Raw genomic sequence first — 21,257 nt, 5'->3', positions numbered from 1 at the left:
TCATGATTCCACCTCCACCAGGACCTCAACCCTCCTTACCGCCTTATCAACAGCATCAGGATCCATAACTATTTTCAGGGCATCCTTTGGGCACCTCTCAGCGCATCTCCCGCATATGAGGCACCTCCCGGTATCATGGTTTGCTCCTCCTTCACTGATGGCTCCTGTAAAACATGCCTCCTCACAGCACCCGCAAAGAACACACCTTTCAGCGTCCCTTACGATACTGACACCCTCCATTGGTGTTATGGACGACGCTATGTCCTCAGAAAGAAAGGGTGTCATCCTCCAGAGACAGCAGCATTCACAGCAGTTGCAGACAGAAAGTAATTCATCATGTGGACCTGAATTGAGCCAGACAGAGTCTATCCTGTTTCTACCTATTATGTGGACCAGGCCCGCCTCCCTGCACCTTTCAATGTGTTCAAGGGCCTCCTCTTTTGATATGAGGCTCCCGACCTTATCTGATATCCTGAGTGCCCCTGGACCCAGGAAGAGACAGCCAAGATCGTGGGGGTAGTCACTGCATCCCGAGGAAACCCTGCATATGCAGAAGTCCATCCTGAATATGTGCTTTGAGCGAAGTATCATCCTCCTCAGAACATCTGATGGCAGTGCAGTGTTCTCTGGTGGCTGGAAACTCCTGTTTAACTCAACCGATGCGTCCCTGGGTATGACCTGTATATCGTCCCCCTCAAAAAACAATCTCTTAACAATTTTCCTGAAGGTATCTGACTTTTCAGTGATCCTGGCAAGTTCAAATCTCCTGTGAAATGTCCTTTTTATTATTGCAATACTCAGATCAGTGAAATCAATCACCTGAATCACCATAGAGTCTCTGTGGGAGGGGATCCCCCTCACCATGAACCCGCCCCCGGTAATACAGTTTTCCGTGCCTTACAATGAGGGCATGGTACTCCTGGAAGACCCTGAAATCAGGTTCAAGGTTTTCTTCAAAGATCTCCTTTATCGCCGAATAGCCCTCATCTCCCCCTATAATGCCATTATGGGATAACATCCTCCTTGTGTATGCATCAACCACGAATTCAGGTTTTCTGTATCCATAGAGGAGGATGGAGTCTGCTGTCTCATATCCAACGCCCCTTACCCCCAGGAGTTCCTTCCTGGAGGGTGTGGCGCCCTCGAGGGATATGAAGAACTCTGAAATCTCTCTCAAGTATGATGTCTTCTGTCTGTAGAAGCCGGCACATCTGAGGGCGCCCTCAAGTTCATCATCATCAGCTGCTAGTATACCCTCAGGTTCAAGGATATTCAGTGATGCCAGGTTGCGTAGTGCGGCTGCGGCAGCGTCCCATGAGGTGTTCTGGGTGAGTATTGCCCCTGCCATCACCTCAAAGATCTCAGTCTCAGATGATGGCAGGGTGTAGTCGCCAGGGTGGTACCTGAGTTTGAGGGTATCCCTATCAAGGAGGGGCCACCACCCCTGGGGGCCATAGAGTTCCATGAGCACACTGTAGATATCCCTGAGCACCTTCATGTATAGGGATAAGTATAGGGACCACAGTTAAAGGTTTAGGTTACATGCACTGATAGCATGTGGATGTGTCGCAGCCTACTCAAGGTACCTGAATAACATGCTGCAACACCCCTGCATGCTCTTCAGGTTCTTTAGATCCACAAACACATTGACTTAGGAAATCAGTTCACCAATTTTCTGAAAAATCTGCACACATCGAGTCGGCTGATCAGTTTATTAATTAAAAACTACACAGATAACTGCATGAAATATGAAATTATACACAGACCAAGTTACAGTATGGCCAATATCCAGCTTGAAAGCGGTGAAGCCATAAAGGCAGAGACCGGTGCAATGGTGAGTATGAGCTCCAACATAGAGATCCAGACCGAAACAGGGGGTCTTCTGGGGGCTGTTAAGAGATCCATGCTTGGGGGGGAAAGTGTCTTCCTCAACACCTTCCGTTCCCAGGGGAGGGGTGAGATACAGCTTGCGCCATCATACCCTGGGGATGTTGAGGTCATTGAAACCCGTGAGACAGTTTATGCTCAGAGCGGCTCATTCATGGCGGCTTCAGAAGATGTGGAGATAGATACAAAATTTGGGGGTTTCAAAACATTCTTCGGAAGTGAAGGCCTCTTCCTGCTTAAACTGAGGGCCTCTGGACCCATATTCCTCTCAAGTTTCGGGGCAATATACCACAGGGAACTTGTGAATGAGAGGTTCGTGGTGGACACAGGCCACATCGTAGCCTTCACAGAGGGCCTTGACTTCCATGTGAGAAAGATCGGGGGACTTAAAAGCACATTTCTCAGTGGAGAGGGACTTGTAGCTGAATTTGAAGGTACAGGAACCGTTTACATGCAGACAAGAAGTGTTGATAGCTTCGTTGGATGGTTAATACCCATGCTCCCCTCAAGGGATTAGGTTGATGAATTCATAACTCCATGGTGGTGATTCAGTGGCTGGGAACAGTACTGGCGAAGTATTCAGGGTTACAACCTTCGGGTCCAGCCATGGACCTGCAGTTGGGGCTGTTATCGATGGCTGCCCCGCAGGCCTTGAACTGAGTGAAGAGGACATCCAGAGGGAACTAGACAGGAGAAGACCCGGCACGAGCAGCTTAACCACTCCCAGGGGTGAAATGGACAGGGTTGAAATACTTTCAGGGATATTCGAGGGTAAAACAGACGGGACCCCCATAGCAGGAATTGTCAGGAACCTTGACGTTGATTCTGCAAGTTACAGTAACCTCAAGTGGGTGCCAAGACCCGGCCATGGCGACTACACCTGGAGGGCCAGGTTTGGCCACTATGACCACCGTGGAGGTGGCCGTGGAAGTGGAAGGGTAACCATTGGACACGTGATTGGTGGGGCGGTTGCAAAAAAACTCATCGGAACCCATGGTATCATGGTTAATGCACACGTGGTACAGGTGGGTGACATCAAGGCAGACCAGGTAAACCTGAAACTGATAGGGGAGTACGCAGAGAGAAACCCTGTTAGATGCGCTGATCCCGCTGCGGCCAGATTGATGGAGAAAGCCATCCTTGATGCTAAGGAAAAGGGTGACTCTGTTGGTGGAGTCGTTGAGGTTGTGGCGCTGGGAGTGCCAGCAGGACTCGGAGACCCTGTCTTCAGTAAACTTGACGCTGACATTGCAGCCGCACTCATGGGTATCGGGGCTGTGAAGGGTGTGGAGATTGGAATGGGATTTGAGGTTGCAGAGCACCATGCCAGTGAAATAAACGACGAGTTCTACATCTCTGGCGGTGAAATCAGGACAACCACCAACACCTCAGGGGGTATACTCGGGGGTATATCCAGTGGCATGCCTATAACTGCACGGATAGCTGTGAAGCCCACACCCTCAATATCGCTGCCCCAGAGAAGCGTCGACCTTGAGAGGATGGAGGAGACAGGGATTGAGATCCATGGAAGGCACGACCCCTGCATATGCCCAAGGGTTGTGCCGGTCGCCGAGGCCGCAGTCGCGATGGTCCTCGCCGACCACATGATAAGGGCCGGTTTCATCCACCCCACAAATATAAGCAAGCAGAAAAAATGACGGATAAACTGGTTGAATTCCTTGAGGAGCTCAGCAGGGCACTTATAGCCTCAGGGAACTCTGTTTCAGAGACTGAAAGGATTTTAAGGGGCGTTGCAGAGTCACAGAATGTGGAGGTTGAGGTTTCGGTTCTCCCAACCATGCTGATAATCAAGGCTGGTGGGGAGACATCAAGGATGAGCCTTGCAGCCCAGTCCCCCGGTGTGATGCCACTCCATCAGGTTACAAAGATTTACAGGCTCATCGACGATGTCAGGTCAGGCTGGACCGAAATCAGCGACGCACTTGATAAACTCAGGGAAATAGTGGGTGGACCCCACAGGTTCGGACGCTACGGAATGTTCCTCGGGTACCTGCTCCTCTCGGTGGGTATAGCCTTCCTGATACAGCCTGATCTGAACCTTGTGGTCTATTCCTCCCTTCTGAGCATGATATCAGGTGCGCTGATAGTGCTGGGCTATGGTAACAGGAGGCTATCCCTTATCATGCCTGTCCTCTCCTCATTCACGGTTTCAGGTGTTGCATTCTTTCTGATAAGAGCGGGGGCAGTGACAGGTAACCTCACCCTCATTGTACCCCCACTCATATACTTCATCCCGGGGGTCACCCTCACAACGGGCATATATGAACTTGCAAGCGGTGAACTGGTATCAGGGTCCAGCAGGGTGATATACGGCTGTATACTCCTTCTGCTCCTTGTATTCGGTGTTCTGATGGGTATGCAGATCAATGGATTCCCAGAGGAGGAATTCGCGGCAATCAAAATTTCAACACTTAGTTACAGTCCCTACATTGGCGCTGTGCTCTTTGCGGCTGGAATATACCTCTTCCTATCGGTTTACAGAAGCGATTTCCCCTGGATACTCCTTGTGCTCTACACGGCACTTGTTGGCCAGCAGCTTGGAAACACCCTTGGAGGAGGGCTTCTTGGGGCATTTCTGGGCGCCCTCTCCATGACACTGGCGGCGAGGGCCATTGAGATGTCCGGTAAAACCCCCCACTTTGTCACGCTCTACCCCGCCTTCTGGTTCCTTGCACCTGGGTCAATAGGGTTTATAGGACTTGCCAATCTCCTCGGGAAGAACTACCTGACATCCATTGCAGAAATAACACTCTTTTCAATGACAGTGATTGCAATAGCCCTCGGACTCCTGGTTGGAGCCCTTCTGACCGAACCATTCCATGAGAAAATAAGAGCCCCGAGCGGGGATTGAACCCGCGACCTCGGGATTACGAATCCCGCGCTCTCCCACCTAAGCTACCGGGGCATGTCAAGAATTAATGCATTTTTATTATATAAATTTTGGTGCTCCAGGTCCTCACCTTTCAGCACCATCTCAGGTAAAATCAGTGGATCACATTGAAAATGCCGCTCTCATCCAGTTCGATTTTCATCCCATCCCTCGCTGCCAGTGTACGGATCCCCGTGGTCTCCTGAACCCTGAATGCCTCCATTTCAGGGTCATTGAGTATCATCTTCATTCCAAGGTGGCTCATCACCGCAAGTCCCGGTTCAACCTCCTCAACAAGTTTTATGAAATCATCGGTGCACATGTGACCCCTTATATGGTCATTCCCGGGCCTTATGACGCTTGCTATGAGAACATCAGCATCCCTGTGGTATTCTGAGAGCCCATCAAAGTATTCTGTATCCGATGTGTAGGATAATGTAACATCATCTCTCCTGAGTTTGAATCCCACCCCTGTGGGGTCTCCATGTACTGTCCCTGTACCTGTCACCTCAATCTCCCCTACCTCCACGGTCTCGCCGGGGGATAGTGTCAGGCAGCGAGATTTTCTCTTGTGATAGTCTGATATGCAGGGGCCCCACTCCCTGTAGCCATCTATGACACTCACACTACCCACAACAGTCCCATTCTGGCGGGTCATCCCCCTGGTCATCGCCTCTATGAGTACCTCGGCGTCGGTGTAATGGTCCGTGTGTGAATGTGAGACCATGACTGCATCCAGTTTTCTAGGGTCAGCATCAAACTGGTAGGATCTCACAAGGGCACCCGGTCCGGGATCCACATGGATGTTCATTCCACCGATTCCATCAATTCTGAGTCCACCGGTCATCCTCTTCTGTGTTATGGTGGCGAAATCGTCCGCCACCACTCCCCAGAAATGTTAGCCTCATTTTATATCACCTATTCTATGTAATGGGGGGAGATTATAAAAATCTATTCCCCCTGACGAGTTTCCTAAAGTCTATTCCTCAGTGCGACAGATTATGACGTCGCACTCAAGTTTTATGTCCCTTCCGTCCACGCAGAGGTTCTCGTTCCTAACAGCGACCCTCTCACCTGCAGACACCGCAACATCTTCTGAGAGCCTCATTAGAACATTCTCACCGGGGCCTGCAACACGTTTCCATCGGGTGTCATAGGCCTCGACACCATCTGAGAGTTTTACCTCAACATGGTTGCCTTCCTGACTGACCACACGGCCAACCTCCCCCTCAGTGAGTATTCTGGACGCCAGTTTCATCTTCTCTCTGTGATCAAGCATCTCCTGTTTAAGTTTAGCCCTCCACTTCTGGAGTAGTCGGACGTCTCTTACTATAGTATCTCTGAGAAGCTTATGTGCGCTTTTTTTATCCAGTGAGGGGCTCTTCATGAAGATATCATATTTACTGCCAACTGAGGGGGTTCTGGATGAAACGTAATCCATGAGTTCCCTGAAAAGGTTTTCAACCTCCTTGAGGGTCGTCCTTGTCTTCCACTTCTTCTTAAGGAACCTGTTTGTCAGCTCCTTGGCCACCTTATTTCCGAAGACGATTATCGCAGTTTCACCCTTCTCCATGCTGGTTATCCTCGAGCCTGTGAGATCTACTATCTGATAGGCCCCTGTTGTTGCGTATATCCTTCTCCTCTTTGTCTCGAATGGGGTTTTCTGGCTTATCTCACCAACAACCACATCCCCCAGGCTTCTCACCTTGGCAGTGTCATCTGTGACCTTTATACTGACACCAAGCTCCGACGCCCTCTTGTGGAGTTCCTCGTCACTCTTTATCTTCCCACTGTATAGTTCCTCTTCAAGCTTCTCCCTCTTTGATTTATCCCCAAAGTAGGCTATTCTGCGTTTGTCTCCTGCTATCACGCATCCCCTGGTACTTATGTATGTTATGATGAGACTCATTGTGGATCACCAACGGGTACCATATTTGATTGGGGAAATAATAAATGATTCGAATCCTCCATCAGCAAGCCGCCTCTTAATATTAATAAAGCCGGATCAACATAATTGATGTTGAGGGGGAGGAAATGAAAGGTAAAGAATTCACTAATTCTCTGATAAATGAGAAGAGTCCCTACCTGCTGCAGCATGCCCACAACCCTGTTAACTGGTATCCATGGGGGAATGAGGCATTTCAGCTGGCAAGGGAGGAAGAAAAACCCATATTTTTATCCATAGGCTACTCAACATGTCACTGGTGCCATGTGATGGCACGGGAATCCTTTGAGGACCCTGAAATAGCAGGGATACTCAATGAAAACTTTGTTGCCGTGAAGGTTGACAGGGAGGAGCGCCCTGACATCGATTCCATATACATGAAGGTCTGCCAGATGATGACCGGGACAGGTGGCTGGCCCCTCACAATCATCATGACACCTGAGGGGGAACCATTCTTTGCGGGAACCTACTTCCCGCCCGATGACAGGGGCGGTGTACCAGGCCTAAAGACAATCCTCAAAAGGGTGGTTCTGCTCTGGAAGAAAGACCCCGAGGGAATAGTAAAAACTGCCAGGGAGGTTGTCAGTGCCCTTAAAAAGTCTGTGGCGAAAGCATCCAAACTCAAACCTGAAACCGTGGATGCAGCATATGAGTATCTAAGGAGGAACTTCGATACCCGGAACGGCGGCTTCGGGTCCTACCAGAAGTTCCCGACCCCCCACAACATCTACTTCCTCCTGAGGTATCACCTGAGGCGAGGGGAAGATGAGGCCCTGAGGATGGTTAACCTTACCCTAAGGAGGATGAGGTACGGGGGCATATATGACCAGCTGGGCTACGGATTCCACAGATACGCGGTTGAACCCACCTGGACTGTGCCCCACTTTGAGAAGATGCTCTATGATCAGGCGCTGATACTGAAAGCCTACCTGGAGGCCTTCCAGGTTACCGGTGATGACCTCTACAAAAAAACCGCCCTTGAGATTGTTGAATACGTTCTTGGAAACCTCCAGTCCCCTGAGGGGGCTTTCTATTCAGCGGAGGACGCCGAGAGTGAGGGAGTTGAGGGTAAGTACTACCTCTGGAGGGCCTCTGAGATACGCGAGGCCCTGGGGGATGAGGCAGACGTTGTAATGCGCTACTTCAACGTCCTTGAGGAGGGAAACTTTGCAGGTGATGTGAGGGGAGAGAACATACTCCACATCGACTCCCCAGGGAGGGTTGCAGATGAGTTCAACCTCACGCCTGGTGAGCTCAATGAGATCATAGAGCATGCAAGGAGGCAACTCCTTGAGAGGAGGATGGAGCGGCCGGCCCCAGCAATGGATGATAAGATATTAACGGACTGGAACGGCCTTATGCTTGGGGCCCTTGCAGCGTGTGGGAGGATCCTCGACAGCGAAGATGCCCTGACCGCCGCAGAGAGGTGCCTTAAATTCATCATGGACAACCTGCACGTGGATGGTGAGCTTCTTCACCGCTACCGTGAGGGGGACGCCGGAATAGACGGGAAGCTCGATGATTACGCATTCCTCATCTGGGGCCTCCTTGAGATGTATGATGCCACCTTCAGGGAGGGTTACGTTGAGTTGGCTCTTGAACTATCAGAATCCCTTGAGGATAGATTCGGTGCCCCTGATGGTGGATTCTATTCAACCGATGACCCCCGGCTGATAGTAAGACCCATGGATGCAACTGATGGTGCTATACCCTCAGGGAACTCTGTGCAGATGCTTAACCTCCTGAGGCTGGGAGGCATCCTCGAGGATGATGATCTAACAGAATCTGCAAGGGGTGTGATGAGGACATTTGCCGGTGAGGTTGAATCTGCACCGGCAGCCCACACATTCCTCCTCTCCAATTTAGAGTGGGCCCTCACTGGCGGGAGGTCACTCACCATCGTCTGCAGCGGAAAACCCGTTATACCCGTGGAGCTAAGGAAGAAACTGATACCTGACTTCACCATGACCGTTATGCCTCGTGACTGGCCCATTGCACCTCCACACCTGAGGGATAAGGGGGCCCCGCCTGAGGGCTGCGCCTACTACCTCTGTGATGGCAGCAAATGCTACCCGCCGCTGAATGATCCCAGAGACGTCATGGAACACCTGGGGGTGATCTAAATGGAAATGCACAGACACCATGAAATGGAATACAGGAGGCGATTCATTGTATGCCTCCTCCTTACCATTCCGGTTATCCTGCTTGGTGAACTGCCAACAGGGACTGTCTTGGTAAGCTTTGAGGGTAGTGAAATGGCTGTTCTGATCGTATCGTCCATCATATTCCTCTATGGGGGCTACCCCTTCCTGAGGGGATCTGTGAGGGAGATCTCATCCCAAACCCCGGGTATGATGACCCTCATTGCAGTGGCCATAACAGTGGCTTACATCTACAGCCTCGGGGTACTGGCGGGCCTTGAGGGCATGGTATTCTTCGTTGAACTTGTAACCCTTATTGACGTAATGCTTCTGGGTCACTGGATCGAGATGAGATCCGTCCGGAGCGCCTCAGGGGCCATTGAAAGGCTTGCAAGGCTCATCCCCAAGAAGGCCCACCTCCTGGTCGACGGGAAGGTTGAGGATGTTGATGTTGCCACCCTCAAACCAGGTGACATTGTGCTTGTGAGGTCAGCGGAGAAGATACCCACCGATGGGACTGTGATAAAGGGGGAGTCCCATGTAAATGAGGCGCTGCTCACAGGGGAGTCAGTTCCCGTCAGGAAGTCCCCCGGTGACCGGGTTATTGGGGGTTCACTCAACACAGGAGGCCCACTGACCGTGGAGGTTGAGCGTGTTGGTGAGGAATCATTCATTTCCCAGATAATCCAGCTTGTGGGAAAAGCCCAGGAGGGAAGGACAAGGACGCAGGTGCTGGCAGACAGGGCGGCGTTCTGGTTAACACTTGTCGCCCTTACAGGCGGGGTCCTAACATTCGCAGCATGGTACGCCCTTGGTATGGGGGCCTTCTTCTCACTTGAAAGGTCAGTGACGGTCATGGTCACCGCCTGCCCCCATGCCCTGGGACTTGCAATACCCCTTGTGATAGCAGTCTCCACCGCAATCTCAGCGGGAAGAGGGATACTCATAAGGAACCGTGAAGCCTTCGAAAACGCCATGAACCCTGATGTTGTTGTCTTTGACAAGACAGGAACACTGACTGTTGGTGAGCTGGGAATAACCGATGTCATATCCTTTGACCCTGAAATGGATGAAGGTGAGATACTATCCTATGCTGCAGCCGTTGAGTCAGCCTCCAGTCACCCCATAGCCAGGGGCATAGTTGAGGCCGTGGATGAGGTGCTCCCTGTGGAGAACTTTGCAGCGATAGGTGGAAGGGGCGTCATGGGACATGTGAACGGATCAAGGGTGAAGGTACTCAGCTACATTTACACAGAGGAACTGGGACTCATGGTTAAGGACCCCCGGGTTGATGAACTCATGGAGCAGCCAAAAACCACAGTCTTTGTAACCGTGAATGATGAACTCAAGGGCTGCATTGCCCTTGCAGATGTCATACGCCCCGAGGCAAGGGATGCCATAGGGATTCTCAAATCAAGGGGTATAAGGTGCATGATGTTAACCGGTGACAGCCAGAGGGTCGCCGAGTGGGTTGCCTCAGAACTTGGCATTGAAGAATACCGGGCAGAACTCATCCCCCAGGAGAAATATGAGGTTATAAGTGATCTGCAGGGTGATGGCCTCAGGGTTGCCGTTGTGGGTGATGGTGTCAATGATGCCCCGGCCCTTGCACAGGCAGATATCGGCATAGCCATAGGTGCCGGGACCGACGTGGCGATTGAGAGTGCAGATGTGGTGCTTGTTAGGAGCAACCCCCTGGACGTTGTTGACCTCATGGACCTTGCATCGGCAACCTACAGCAAGATGAAGGAGAACCTGATCTGGGCCACAGGTTACAACGTCATAGCCCTCCCCCTTGCTGCTGGGGTGCTTTATGGCCAGGGCCTTATCCTGACACCAGCCATGGGTGCCATACTAATGTCTGTAAGTACTGTCATAGTGGCCCTCAATGCCAAGACATTCAGCTTCAGGGGTCAGAGCGGTTAAGTTCACTGCAAGGGAACATAAAATGAAAGGATTTAATATGAGTTGATGGCATATATTAGATGGGTGAAAAAATGAAAAGGACCCTGGAGAACCTTACAAAGGCCTTCATTGGTGAAAGCCAGGCAAGGAACAGGTACACCTTCTATGCAAAAATTGCAAAGAAGGAAGGATTCGAGCAGATATCCGAGATATTCCTGACCACCGCGGAAAATGAGAGGGAGCACGCCAAGTGGCTCTTCCGCCTCATAAATCAACTCAGAGAGGAAGCAGGAGATGAGCCCGAGTCCCTCGTTGTTGATGCCGAGGCCCCCCTCATACTTGGAAGTACCGAAGAAAATCTGATAGCCGCCATTGCAGGTGAACACTATGAGAACAGCGAAATGTACCCTGAATTTGCTGATGTTGCAGAGGAGGAGGGGTACCCTGAGATTGCCAAGAGGCTCAGAGCAATAGCAGAGGCAGAAAAGCACCACGAGGAACGCTACAGGAAGCTTCTTAAACTCGTTGAAACAGGCAAGGTTTACAGGAAGGATGAACCTGTTGTCTGGGTTTGCAGGAAGTGTGGCTACGTCCATGAGGGTACAGAACCCCCAGAGAAGTGCCCATCATGTGACCACCCCGCCAGGTACTTCCAGGTGAAATGTGAGGAGTACTAGAAGGGAAGTCACATGACAGAAAGGAACCAGATATTCCGGTGCAACGTCTGCGGAAACATCGTGGAGGTGCTCAACCCCGGTGCGGGTCAGCTTGTATGCTGCAACCAGCCAATGGAGCTCCTCGTTGCAAGAAGAACGGATGTTGGCCCTGAAAAGCACGTGCCCGTTGTTGAGAGGAGCGGCGATGGAATCAGGGTTAAAATTGGTGAGGTACCCCACCCCATGGAGGAGAACCATCACATACAGTGGGTGGAGGTCATAGCAGGGGAGGAGGTCCACAGGAGGGATCTCAGTCCAGGTGACAGGCCAGAGGCTGAATTCCCTGTTGACCCTGACTCAGAGTTCATGGTGAGGGCCTACTGCAATATACATGGGCTCTGGTACTGAGATGGTTCAATCAACTCTTAATTTTTTTAATCTATAGAATGAATTTTCTTGCTCTAAATTTAAATAGGAACTATCTTGGCATGTATTAGTATTTACAGAATCCTCTGGAGAGTTTTTATGGAAGGAGGCTTTATTTTATGAAAATTAAATATATAACAATGATAGTTAAGGATATGGATGAATCCATCCGATTTTACAGGGATGTAATGGGTTTTGAGGTGGATAGCCACTATGACCTCGGAGATCATGGTGAGATAACCCTCCTCAGGGGTGAAGGGGAAACCATGGTGGAGCTCATAAGGAATCCCATCAATAAACACGGACTATTCTCGGTGGGAATAGACGTTGATGACCTTGAAGTCACACTTCAGGAGCTGAGGTCCCGGGGGGCAAAGGTTGTAATGGAACCAACACCCATAACTGTGGGAAAACTTGCATTCATAGAAGACCCCAATGGGGTGAGGATAGCCCTGATTCAGCACATGGACAGTGAGTGAAGATTAATTTACAGACTATCTGACTCCATACCAGTGAAGAATTCTGACACCATAAACCCATAGTTACAGACCATCTGGCTTCATAACCACCAAAAAAACTGAACCCCTAAACCCAAAACTTTTATTTTTCAAATTATAAAATCCTCTCCATGAAGCGGATCTATCTTATGGCACTCCTTCTTCTTACAGTAAGTGTTAGTGGATGCATAACTTCAGGGAACAGCAGCATCAACCAGCTTACCCCCCAGATAAATGATCACATAAAAAAGGGTGACACCTATTTCAATGAATCAGCACTTGCAGCAAACAGCTTCAAACTGGACGAGGCGCTTTCAAAGTGTGAACTTGCAGAGAGTGAGTACAGTTCCGCGAGGAACCTTGCATCCGAGGCCCTGGGCCACGCGAAGGACACAGGTGACCCCATAGTGGTCAACTACATCGAACTACTGGTCTCTGAGCTGGAGGCAAAACTCAACGCCACCTACCAGCTTAAGAATGCCATAAAGATGTTCACACTGAACGATACTGAGAGCGGGAACTCCAATATTGAACTTGCAAATGGTTACATGCTGAGTGCAAAGGAATTTGAAAGAAAAAGACAGGAAATTGTAAATAAAAATCCTGAAAAGTTCAGGTGACCCACAGTAAACGCTTTTTATAATCCTGAAAGGTTCAGGTCCCCCTTATGGGGCCCCTTCAACCTCCAGAAACCTTTCCCCTGTGATTCTAACAGCCAGCGATCCCACGGGTGCCGTGAGGAGTATGGCAAGCACCGCCATTGCGAGTATTGTCTGACCCGCTGCAACCCCCGCGGCAAGGGGTATTGCACCCACGGCTGCCTGCACAGTAGCTTTTGGTATGTAAGCTGCTATGCAGAACACCCTTTCCCTCAAATTGAGGTTGGAGCCCCTGAGTGCCAGGAGCACACCCATGGTCCTTGCTGCAAGACCCAGGAGTATCACTGCAAGTCCCAGGAGACCCACCTGGAATATGAGTTTAACGTCAACCGCTGCCCCCACAAGCACGAAGAGCAGTATCTCTGCAAAGATCCATACCTTGTTGAATTTCTCAGAGAGCTTCAGTCCCGTCTCAGGCATCCTCTCAAGTATAACAAGTCCCGTTACCATCACACCAACCAGTGCTGCTATCGGGACATGTGCACTGAGTATATCCCCCGCATTTTTAAGAAGTATTGCAGCTCCCAGAATGATGAGTGTCTTCTCAGTGTTTCTTATCTCAAATTTCCTGAAGAGATACACTAGGGAAAGTCCAAGGGCAAGACCTGCAACTATACCTGTCAGGATGGATATAGGGACTCCCAGGGCCTCCACAAGGAAGTTAACCTGCTGTCCCTGATACATGCCCAGGAAAACCGAGAAGAGGGTTATTGAAACAACATCATCCACAGATGCACCTGTGAGTATAATGGTGGGTATACCCTTGGCTGTCCCCATCCTCCTCTCAATGAAGGATAGCATCTGTGGGACTATAACTGCAGGTGAAACCGCGGCTATAACAAAACCAAGGATACCCGCCTCTATGAGTGAAAGCCCCAGTATGTAGTGGGCCGCGAACATCACAGCGAACCCCTCAACCATGTCGGGTATGAAACTCATCTTAACCGCGGTCATACCCACCTTTCTGAGGCTTTCGAGGTTTATACCGAAACCAGCCCTCAGGAGGATTATTATGAGTGCTATGACCCTGAGGTCCGGTGAAACGTCCATTATGCTCTTTGATATCAGGTTCAGTCCATGGGGGCCTATCAGCATACCAAGTAAAAGCATCCCCAGGATTCCAGGTATTCCGATACGGTTGAATGCCCTGCTGAACAGAAGACCAAGTAAGATAATAACAGCTACACTGAATGCAACATACTCCAAATTGATACCTCCATCTGGAGGATAGCTCCTCCTACATTTTTTCTGCAGGAGTCATCAGCCAGAAAAAGCGTTTAAAGGTGGACTCCATCAACTATACACTGAGATTTCAGCTGATTTTATATAAGTTTTGTGGTTGCTTTTCATCTAGGTAAACCTCCCCTCCATCCTTTCAATACCAGCTATTACAGCTATGGCAGCTGACTGGGTTATAACTGAAAACAGGACAACCGAGGGTATCCATACACCGTAGAGGTAACCCATAAGGAGGCTTCCTGAAAACCAGGCAACCCCGAACACCATGTTGAATGTCCCGTAGGCTGAGCCCCTCTTCTCTGGTGGGGAAAACCTTGAGACTGCGGCCCTCATAACAGACTCCTGGGCACCCATACCCACACCCCAGAGTGCGGCTCCAGTAACAGCTGCCAGTGAGCCGCCTAGGAAGGCTAGGGGGGCATAGAGCATGGATATGAACACCGCAAGGGCCATAACCCTGAAACCATACCTGTCAAAGTACCTTCCAAAGATGAGAGCTGAGACGGCATCTGTAAGCATTGCAAGGGAATAGAGGACAGGAATCATTGATGAATCCAGAACCCCGCTCACTCCAAGGTGGTAACCCACAAGTGGAAAATCAGCGTACCCGAGGGCTATGAAACATACAGCGAGCAAGTAAATCCAGTAGGAGCCCCTGAAGGACGTGTAATCAATTCTTGTTGAGGTTTCAAGTTCACCTGGACGCGGAAAGAGCAGGTACCCTGCAGTTAGAACTGAAAGTGCCATGACCGCTGGAACTGCAAGGACCAGGAACCCCTCCCTGAACCCTCCGCCAAGTGCCAGGACCAGGAAAACTATGAAAGGTCCTGCAACAGCCCCGATCTGGTCAAGAGCCTCATGTATCCCAAACCCAGTTCCATGACCCATACTGGAGGAGGCATATGATAAAATAGCATCCCTGGGTGGTGTCCTGAGGCCCTTACCCACCCTCTCAATTATTATCAGGAGAACCGCCACCTGCCAGTTACCTGCAAATGCAAGTAGAGGCACAGCGATAAGGTTGATAAGGTAGCCGGCAAATGTTATGAACCAGTACCTCCCTGTTCTATCTGAGATGTACCCTGAAAGGAACCTTATGAGGTACCCTGAAAGTTCACCGAAACCAGCCGCAAATCCAACCATGAATGCGCTGGCGCCGAGAAAGGCCATGAATGGCCCTGTTATTCCCCTGGCACCCTCATAGGTCATGTCAGCAAGGAGACTCACAATTCCAAGTATGATTATGAATTTAGTTGCCCTATTCATGATAAACCCCTCAGAAATGAATTTTCCATCCCAAGAATTTACTGTTCCATTATAAATCCCATCATACGAATTAATTTCCAGCCTACGGATCATCACACACTCCACTGAACAGCATGTAAACTGCCCTGTAGGTGTACTCGGGTTCAGATATACCCATATAAAGTGACCTCCTGAACCCGCCATCAGGGTTTCTCAGTTCCAATATAAAGTCCTCCACGTCATATTTCCTTCCCCTGAGGATCTCATTGAGCCTGAAGCCCGCGTAAACCGTCTCAAGATAGGGTGGATAGGATAGGGGTGTGAAGTTCCAGCCACCATCACCCCAGCAGGAATCAGTAAATTCAAGCACATCCTTCCTGCTGAAACTCACACCATGGGCCTCCAGTATCTCAACTGCGAAGTGGGTGTTTATGATGTCTGACCCGTACCTCCCAAATCCGCCGTCATCGTTCTGAAGTGAAAGAACCCACTCGGGGACCCCCTCAAGGTATTCGCCATGGAGTCTGAGGACCGAATCCATGTAATACGTTATTTCAAGCTTTGATTTCCTGTAGGACCTTCTGAGAAGATCTAGAAACCCCTGTTTTACCCTGAATTCCCTGCCATAATCAGCCAGCAAAGTGCACCTGTAGAAGAGTCCCTGGGCAGCGAAGTTACCCCTTGAGTGCAGCTCCTCAAGCCAGTCAAGCGTTCTACGGATATCATCCGGGATAGAATCTATGACCTCAAGGGCCCTTATGGCGTAATACGTGTTTTTAGAGTCAGGAAGTCCCTCATAAAGTGTGTAACCCCCTGATGGGTGTCTCCTCCTGTCAAAAAAGTTAATGATACCCTCAACTATCGGTGAAGTCCCTGACATGTTAATCCCCGGGTCCACAACAATCAAATATAAATAATGAACACCGCCATTATATAATAAGTTCCTGTTATTATCATTAAATAAATCGTTTCTATGAGGAATACCATGATCCAGTCATGTAGTGAATGTAAGGGTAAGGGTTACCGTGTTAAAAGTTACAAAATATGCAGCGCATGCCATGGGACAGGCTACCAGTCAACAGAGGATATTAAGGACCACTTCAAGGGTATATCAAACACTGCAAGGCAGAGGTTCGACCTTGAGGAGGCCCATGATGTGCCCTGCGAGGTATGCAGGGGAAAGGGTGAGGTCGAGGTGAGGGAACCCTGCCCCGCCTGTGGGGGTAAGGGTGAGGTTAACATATGCCCCTCATGTGGAAAGAGGATAAGTGGCAGGGACGAGTACTGTCCCAACTGCCAGAAGAAGGAACACGTCTACGTCCTCCACCCTGCATGCACCATCGACGACCTTGAGGTTGGAAGCGTATACAGGGGAAAGATAACTAGGATAGAAAAATATGGTGTCTTCGTGAGCCTCAACAGCCATGTCTGGGGACTCATGAGGGGCCTGTTCCCCGACTACAGGATCGGTGACGAGATATTCGTCAGGGTATCCAATGTGAAGCCCTACAAGGGCGAGGTTGACATGATACCCGCCAGTATAAAGGGCCCATATGAGATCGTTAAATTAAAAAAGGACCTCCCAAGGACAAGGATAGCTGATATAGACACCAAGAGTCTTGGTAAAACAGTCAGGATAGTGGGTGAGGTCATACAGATACAGCAGACCTCAGGACCAACAATATTCACAATCTCAGATGAGACGGGCACAACCTGGGCGGCGGCCTTTGATGAGCCAGGCATAAGGGTCTACCCCCACATCCAGATAGGACACATAGTTGAGGTTATAGGTGAGGTTAACCAGCACACCGGTAAGATCCAGATAGAATCAGAGTCCATTGAACGCCTCATAGGAAAGGATGCAGCTGAGGCAAGGAGGCTAATCGATGAGGCAATTGACAGAAGAGCCGAACCCGAGAGGAAGGACCTGCTCATAGAAAGCGAAACCCTTGAAAAACTGAGGCCGAAACTCATTGAAGCAGCCAAGGCCATAAGAAGGGCAATATACGATGGAAGATCCATACTGGTAAGGCACCACGCAGACGCCGATGGTATATGTGCTGGTGTGGCCATAGAAAAGGCCGTTGTGCCCCTGCTGAGGGAACTGAACCCGAGCACAGATGCGGAGTGGCACTACTTCAAGAGGGCCCCAAGTAAGGCTCCATTCTATGAACTGGAGGACGTGGTGAAGGACCTCTCCTATGCACTTGAGGACCTGGAAAGGCATGGGCAGAAACTCCCCCTCCTTGTGCTCCTGGACAACGGGTCAACAGAGGAGGACATACTCGCCCTCATGAAGGCAAAGATCTATGACATCGAAATAGTGGTCGTGGACCACCACTACCCGGGTGAGGTCACCGATGGAAGGGTGGAGGTTGATGAATACGTTGACGTGCACGTGAACCCATACCTTGTGGGTGGGGACTCCCAGATAACCGCTGGTGCCCTTTCAGTGGAGATAGCCAAGATGATAAACCCTGAGATCACCGAGAGGATCCTGCACCTCCCAGGCATTGCTGCTGTGGGGGACCATGCAAACTCCCCTGAAGCCGAAGGTTACATTGAACTTGCAGGTGAGAGGGGCTATGAGCGGGAGGAGCTTGAAAAAATAGCCGCCTGTGTTGACTTTGAGGCGTTCTACCTCCGATTCATGAACGGAAGGGGCATAATAGACACCATCCTTGGCCTTGGAAATCTTGATAAGCACAAAAAACTGGTGGACGCCCTCTACAGGGAATACGAGAGGAAGGTTGATACCCAGCTCCGGGCCGCGATACCCAACCTCAAATCCACAAGGCTCCCCAATGGTATACTCTTCAATGTCCTTGACGTTGAGAAGTACTCACACCGCTTCACCTTCCCTGCCCCCGGCAAGACCTGCGGCTTCGTCCATGACTACATGGTCCAGAAGCACGGTGAGGAGACACCGATAATCACACTTGCCTATGGACCGGACTTCGGAGTTATAAGGGCAACCGACGCTGTGAATGAAAAATTCGGGTTCAACCTCAACGAGATAGTCTGGGAGCTGGCAGAGGAGATTCCTGAGGCTGTGATCGATGGGGGTGGACATGAATGCGCAGGGTCACTCAAGTACATCGAGGGCCTCTCAAAGAAAGTTTTATCGGCCTTTGCAGAGAAGGTTGCATCCCTCAAGAACAAAAATCAATTATAATAGTTTTTCCTATAAGCTCTGAGAAACTAGAGTTCTAAAATTTATTTTGAAATAGGTTTATTCTAATCTACTTTAATAGAGGTATTTTTCCCTCTGAGTGTCTGAGAAATCCTTAAATCAGGTCTTTTCCCTTTCATTCATCAGGTTCTCATAGTAGTCGCATTCATCTGCAATTGGACATTCCTCATGCCTTGGACCTACTGGCCTGCATATGTCCTGTCCGAACTGGACCATGAGGTCATTGAGTTCCATCCAGTACTTCCGGGGTATGAACTCCATGAGGGCTCTCTCGGTCTCCTCAGGTGTCCTGGTGTTCACAAGACCTATTCTGTTTGATATCCTATGGACATGTGTATCAACAGGGACCGCTGGCTTATTGAATGCATATACCAGTACACAGTTTGCGGTTTTCCTCCCAACACCTGGAAGTTTAAGGAGTTCATCAATGTCATCAGGGACCTTTCCCCCGTATTCCTCAAGGAGGATCCGAGAAACCTCCCTGATCCTCCTTGCCTTGACGTGGTAAAAGCCAGCCTTTCTTACAAGCTGCTCCAGTTTCTCGACAGGAGCATATGCAACGTCCTCCATGGTGGGGTACTCAGAGAACAGACTGGCGGTTGCCTCGTCGGTGTTCTCATCCCTGGTCCTCTGGGAGAGTATGGTTCTTATGAGGACACGGTAGGGGTCCCTGTCCTCAAAGACGCGGGGGGAGTAGAGGCTCCTAAGACTCTCCATTATCCTGTCGATATCCTTGATGGATACCACCGGAAAAAAGAATCAGTTAAGTTTCTGGAGTAGAAGCTTAAGGCCATCCATCAGCCCCTCACCCTCGGTTGCAATGGTGGGCAGAACATCCACATCCCTGTCAATCTCAAGTTCAGAATCATCAAGGTCCTGTTTATTTGAGAACACAACGTATGGGATGTTTTTCTCCTCAAGTTCTGCCATTATCTCCTTCTCAGCCAGGGTTACCCCCCTTGAGTTATCCACCACTATTATGGCGGCATCAAGGCCATTGGAGATGATCTCAAGCATGAACTTAAACCTCTCGTGGCCGGGTGTTGCAAAGAGGTGTATCTTCTCACCGTTAACAATGCAGTTACCATAATCCAGTGCCAGTGTTGTGCCCTTGTACTCGACCTTGGTTATCTTATCACAGAGCTGCTCAAGGGTGGTTGTTTTACCGGTATCATAATCCCCAAAGATTACAACCTTTGTCTCCTTATTTTTCATTATAATCAACTCACACTAAATTTATTAGTTAAGTATAATGTCTGAGTACTGTGTCAATATTATGTACCATATTTTATATATTTAATGCTGCGGGAAGTTTATCCGGCACCCAATTGACTTCATCCTCTCTGGAAAATCAGGAAACGAAACACTGAAGACCTCACCATCCATTATCTTTATGCCCTCCCTGAGACCTATAAGGGTGAAAGCCATTGCAAGTCTGTGGTCGCCGTGGGATGAGACCACACCACCCCTCACACCACCCTCAATGACCATTCCGTCCCGTAGCTCCTTAACCTCCACTCCCAGCCTTCCAAGTTCAGTGGCGCATGTCCTTATCCTGTCTGTTTCCTTGTACCTTGCATGTTCAACTCCCCTTATCTCGGTTCGTCCATCTGCAAGGGCCCCAAGGACCGCTACAGTTGGAAGGAGGTCCGGGGCGTCATGGAGGTCCACCTGGACACCTGAAAGTTCCCCGGTGGATGATACAACCACGTGGTCATCTCCTGCCACAACATCGGCCCCCATTTCCCTGATTATATCAAGTATGATACGGTCGCCCTGCCTGGAATCCCTGAAGAGGTTCTCGATTCTGACCTTTCCGCCTGCAACTGCAACTGCCCCTGCAAGGTAGGATGCAGAGGAGTAGTCACCCTCAACCGTGTACTTCCTTCCCCTGTACCTGGATGGTTCAACAGAGAATACGCCATCAGAGTATTCCACCGGGACAGAGAATTTCTCCATCACATCAAGGGTCATGTCAACGTAGGGCCTTGATATGAACTCCCCTTCAACCTTCAGGTCAACGCCCTCCGAGAGGGGTGCTGCTATGAGGATCGATGATATGAACTGTGAACTCAGACTCCCCTCTATTGACGTCTCGCCACCCCTGAACCCTCCCCTTATTATAACAGGGGGGAGGCCGTTCATCCTTGAGGATACCGCCTCAACGCCGAGTGGTTTGAGGGCGTCCAGGAGGGGCTGCATGGGTCTTGTCCTGAGGGACTCATCACCGGTGAGTATAGTGTAGTTCTCTGCAAGGCCAGCCACCGAGGTCATGATGCGCAGGGTCGTCCCTGAATTTCCAAGGTATACAACATCGTCGGGTGTTTCAAGTTCACCCCCACTTCCGGTGACGTACCATTTCTCACTGCCCTCTATGTCAACCCCGAATGCCCGGCAGGCCTCCACCGAGGAGAGGGTGTCCTCCGCCACAAGGGGGTCCCTGATCTCTGATATGCCATCTGCAAGAGCCGCCACTATGACCGCCCGGTGGGTGTAACTCTTGGATGGCGGGGCCTTGACCGTCCCTGAAAGTTCAGATGACACATCAACTCTAAGTTCCATTGAAGCACCTCG

The 21,257-nt window shown here is 50.2% G+C and carries 20 protein-coding genes, 1 tRNA gene and 1 riboswitch; of the genes, 10 read left to right on the top strand and 11 right to left on the bottom strand.

Annotated elements, in window-relative coordinates; all coding sequences use genetic code 11:
- Positions 1 to 819 (bottom strand): 4Fe-4S dicluster domain-containing protein, encoded by an 819-nt coding sequence (locus QFX30_RS04445; RefSeq protein ID WP_300488775.1) that lies wholly within the window; start codon positions 817 to 819, stop codon positions 1 to 3.
- On the bottom strand, positions 812 to 1,498 hold the full coding sequence (locus QFX30_RS04440) for an endonuclease III domain-containing protein (protein WP_300488772.1): 687 nt from the start codon (positions 1,496 to 1,498) through the stop codon (positions 812 to 814). The genes QFX30_RS04445 and QFX30_RS04440 overlap by 8 nt, the downstream gene beginning before the upstream one ends.
- 243 nt (positions 1,499 to 1,741) lie before the next feature.
- On the opposite strand from QFX30_RS04440, the gene QFX30_RS04435 reads away from it, so the two are divergent.
- From QFX30_RS04435 to QFX30_RS04425, 3 genes are read left to right on the top strand one after another with little or no spacing between them, the layout of a single operon-like run.
- Entirely contained in the window at positions 1,742 to 2,404 is a 663-nt protein-coding gene (locus tag QFX30_RS04435; protein WP_300488769.1) for a TIGR00266 family protein, read from the top strand.
- A gap of 34 nt (positions 2,405 to 2,438) precedes the next feature.
- Positions 2,439 to 3,545, top strand: a complete 1,107-nt coding sequence (gene aroC / locus QFX30_RS04430) for a chorismate synthase (protein WP_300488765.1) — start codon at positions 2,439 to 2,441, stop codon at positions 3,543 to 3,545.
- Positions 3,542 to 4,759 carry a threonine/serine exporter family protein gene (locus QFX30_RS04425; RefSeq protein WP_300488762.1) on the top strand — a complete coding sequence of 406 codons (1,218 nt, stop codon included), beginning with the start codon at positions 3,542 to 3,544 and terminating at the stop codon, positions 4,757 to 4,759. The genes aroC and QFX30_RS04425 overlap by 4 nt, the downstream gene beginning before the upstream one ends.
- Here QFX30_RS04425 and QFX30_RS04420 read toward each other — a convergent pair.
- From QFX30_RS04420 to QFX30_RS04410, 3 genes are all read right to left on the bottom strand, one after another.
- A tRNA-Thr gene (locus tag QFX30_RS04420) sits at positions 4,741 to 4,813 on the bottom strand. The genes QFX30_RS04425 and QFX30_RS04420 overlap by 19 nt on opposite strands.
- A gap of 79 nt (positions 4,814 to 4,892) precedes the next feature.
- Positions 4,893 to 5,663: an MBL fold metallo-hydrolase gene (locus tag QFX30_RS04415; protein WP_367186129.1), complete on the bottom strand. Its 771-nt coding sequence runs from the start codon at positions 5,661 to 5,663 to the stop codon at positions 4,893 to 4,895.
- A 93-nt stretch (positions 5,664 to 5,756) separates the two neighbouring features.
- Entirely contained in the window at positions 5,757 to 6,686 is a 930-nt protein-coding gene (locus QFX30_RS04410; RefSeq protein WP_300488759.1) for a DUF2121 family protein, read from the bottom strand.
- A 125-nt stretch (positions 6,687 to 6,811) separates the two neighbouring features.
- On the opposite strand from QFX30_RS04410, the gene QFX30_RS04405 reads away from it, so the two are divergent.
- From QFX30_RS04405 to QFX30_RS04380, 6 genes are all read left to right on the top strand, one after another.
- Positions 6,812 to 8,845, top strand: coding sequence for a thioredoxin domain-containing protein (locus QFX30_RS04405; RefSeq protein WP_300488756.1), 2,034 nt, complete (start codon positions 6,812 to 6,814; stop codon positions 8,843 to 8,845).
- Positions 8,846 to 10,789, top strand: coding sequence for a copper-translocating P-type ATPase (locus QFX30_RS04400; protein WP_300488754.1), 1,944 nt, complete (start codon positions 8,846 to 8,848; stop codon positions 10,787 to 10,789).
- A 71-nt stretch (positions 10,790 to 10,860) separates the two neighbouring features.
- On the top strand, positions 10,861 to 11,445 hold the full coding sequence (gene rbr / locus QFX30_RS04395; protein WP_300488751.1) for a rubrerythrin: 585 nt from the start codon (positions 10,861 to 10,863) through the stop codon (positions 11,443 to 11,445).
- 12 nt (positions 11,446 to 11,457) lie between these two features.
- Positions 11,458 to 11,832, top strand: coding sequence for a desulfoferrodoxin (locus QFX30_RS04390; RefSeq protein WP_013295966.1), 375 nt, complete (start codon positions 11,458 to 11,460; stop codon positions 11,830 to 11,832).
- Between the two features lie 137 nt (positions 11,833 to 11,969).
- Positions 11,970 to 12,329, top strand: a complete 360-nt coding sequence (locus QFX30_RS04385; protein WP_300488749.1) for a VOC family protein — start codon at positions 11,970 to 11,972, stop codon at positions 12,327 to 12,329.
- A 149-nt stretch (positions 12,330 to 12,478) separates the two neighbouring features.
- A complete protein-coding gene (locus tag QFX30_RS04380) occupies positions 12,479 to 12,967 on the top strand; it encodes a hypothetical protein (protein ID WP_300488746.1) in 489 nt (162 codons plus the stop codon).
- 45 nt (positions 12,968 to 13,012) lie between these two features.
- On the opposite strand, the gene QFX30_RS04375 is transcribed toward QFX30_RS04380, so the two are convergent.
- The 3 genes from QFX30_RS04375 to QFX30_RS04365 all read right to left on the bottom strand — a co-directional run bounded on the left by QFX30_RS04375 (position 13,013) and on the right by QFX30_RS04365 (position 16,397).
- Positions 13,013 to 14,212 (bottom strand): sodium:proton antiporter, encoded by a 1,200-nt coding sequence (locus tag QFX30_RS04375; protein WP_300488744.1) that lies wholly within the window; start codon positions 14,210 to 14,212, stop codon positions 13,013 to 13,015.
- A gap of 38 nt (positions 14,213 to 14,250) precedes the next feature.
- A riboswitch (Fluoride riboswitch) is annotated at positions 14,251 to 14,313 on the bottom strand.
- 43 nt (positions 14,314 to 14,356) lie between these two features.
- Entirely contained in the window at positions 14,357 to 15,511 is a 1,155-nt protein-coding gene (locus QFX30_RS04370) for an MFS transporter (RefSeq protein ID WP_300488742.1), read from the bottom strand.
- Between the two features lie 82 nt (positions 15,512 to 15,593).
- The gene (locus QFX30_RS04365) at positions 15,594 to 16,397 is read right to left on the bottom strand and encodes a prenyltransferase/squalene oxidase repeat-containing protein (protein WP_300488739.1); all 804 of its coding nucleotides are present in this window, start codon (positions 16,395 to 16,397) and stop codon (positions 15,594 to 15,596) included.
- A 78-nt stretch (positions 16,398 to 16,475) separates the two neighbouring features.
- Between QFX30_RS04365 and QFX30_RS04360 the strand changes: the two genes are divergently transcribed.
- On the top strand, positions 16,476 to 18,665 hold the full coding sequence (locus QFX30_RS04360; RefSeq protein ID WP_300488736.1) for a DHH family phosphoesterase: 2,190 nt from the start codon (positions 16,476 to 16,478) through the stop codon (positions 18,663 to 18,665).
- Between the two features lie 117 nt (positions 18,666 to 18,782).
- Here QFX30_RS04360 and nth read toward each other — a convergent pair whose 3' ends face one another.
- From nth to aroA, 3 genes are all read right to left on the bottom strand, one after another.
- A complete protein-coding gene (gene nth, locus QFX30_RS04355; RefSeq protein ID WP_300489120.1) occupies positions 18,783 to 19,400 on the bottom strand; it encodes an endonuclease III in 618 nt (205 codons plus the stop codon).
- A gap of 42 nt (positions 19,401 to 19,442) precedes the next feature.
- Positions 19,443 to 19,901, bottom strand: coding sequence for an ATP/GTP-binding protein (locus tag QFX30_RS04350; protein ID WP_300489117.1), 459 nt, complete (start codon positions 19,899 to 19,901; stop codon positions 19,443 to 19,445).
- A 78-nt stretch (positions 19,902 to 19,979) separates the two neighbouring features.
- Positions 19,980 to 21,245, bottom strand: coding sequence for a 3-phosphoshikimate 1-carboxyvinyltransferase (gene aroA / locus QFX30_RS04345; protein ID WP_300488733.1), 1,266 nt, complete (start codon positions 21,243 to 21,245; stop codon positions 19,980 to 19,982).
- Positions 21,246 to 21,257 lie beyond the last annotated feature (12 nt).

Origin of the sequence: Methanothermobacter sp. (assembly GCF_030055435.1) — an archaeon.
Taxonomy (GTDB): domain Archaea; phylum Methanobacteriota; class Methanobacteria; order Methanobacteriales; family Methanothermobacteraceae; genus Methanothermobacter.
Note: the sequence above shows the minus strand (reverse complement) of the source record. Positions and strands in the feature narration are given on the sequence as shown.